Genomic DNA, 1,118 nt, shown 5'->3' with positions numbered 1-1,118 from the left:
GGCCACCAGCACCATCCCGAAGGTCATCAGCCGCTCCCGGTACGGCTCCATCCGGTCCCGCGACTGCACCCACGACGCCGCCGCCCACGTCAGCCCGCCCGCGGCCAGCGAGAACCCGGCGAGCGTCGGCGACAGCCCCCGCTGGGTGACGAGCATCAGCGGTACGAAGGACTCCGCCGCGATGAACGACCCCGCCGACAGCCCGCGCAGCAGCACGACCGAGGGCAGCCCGCGTGCCGCCCGGTACGTACCTCTGGGCAGCAGCCGCAGCACGGCGGGCACCAGCAGGGCGGCGCCGAGGATGCCGGGCACCAGGGAGAGCGGCCGCAGATCCTGCGCCGCGTACTGCACGAGCCCGGCGCCCAGCGAGACGGTGAGCGCCAGCCGGATGCGGCGCCGGTCGAAGGCAGGCGTACCGGCGTCGTGGTCCACGGGCCCGGCCGCCCGGCGCCGGATCTGCGGAAGGGCCAGGCCCAGGGGAAGCAGGACGAGCAGGGGGATGCCGAGGAAGACCCAGCGCCAGCCGAGGTGTTCCGCGACGGCACCGGAGGCGAGCGGTCCGACGATGGAGGGCACGACCCACGCGGCGGCGAAGCCCGCCATGATCGCGGGCCGCAGCCGCTCGGGGTAGGCCCGGCCGACGACCACGTACACGGCGACGATCACCAGCCCGCCGCCGAACCCCTGCACCGCCCGCCCCAGGATGAACACCCACATCACCTGCGCGGTCCCGGACACCACGAGCCCGCCCGCGAACGCCCCGATCCCGGTGGCCAGCGCCGCGAGCGGCCCCCGCCGGTCCGCCCACTGCCCGGCGAGCACCATCCCGGTGAGGCTGGTGGTGAAGTACCCGGAGAACGCGAACGCGTACAGCGAGACCCCGTCCAGCTCCCGCGCCGCGACCGGCATCACGGTCCCGATGGCCGTCGCCTCGAAGGCGATCAGCAGCACCACGGACACGATCCCCACGCTGAGCGCCCGATGCGCCCGCCCCAGCACCCCGCCCTCGTCCTCGCGACGACCTATGGCGGAGACGACACTGTCGGAAGAATCAAGGGCGGCCATAGGGGCCAGCGTAAGGCTCGTAGCCCCGATTGACCCCTGTCGGAAGCCCCACC

The 1,118-nt window shown here is 74.1% G+C and carries 1 protein-coding gene; it reads right to left on the bottom strand.

The window, feature by feature from the left end:
- Nucleotides 1-1,065 (bottom strand): MFS transporter (locus tag CCN33_RS30690; RefSeq protein ID WP_086696524.1); only part of this gene is annotated, 1,065 nt, incomplete at its 3' end.
- Nucleotides 1,066-1,118: the final 53 nt, after the last annotated feature.

The organism is Streptomyces recifensis, assembly GCF_002154615.1.
GTDB lineage: Bacteria > Actinomycetota > Actinomycetes > Streptomycetales > Streptomycetaceae > Streptomyces > Streptomyces griseoluteus.
This window is presented reverse-complemented; position numbering and strand designations above follow the sequence as displayed.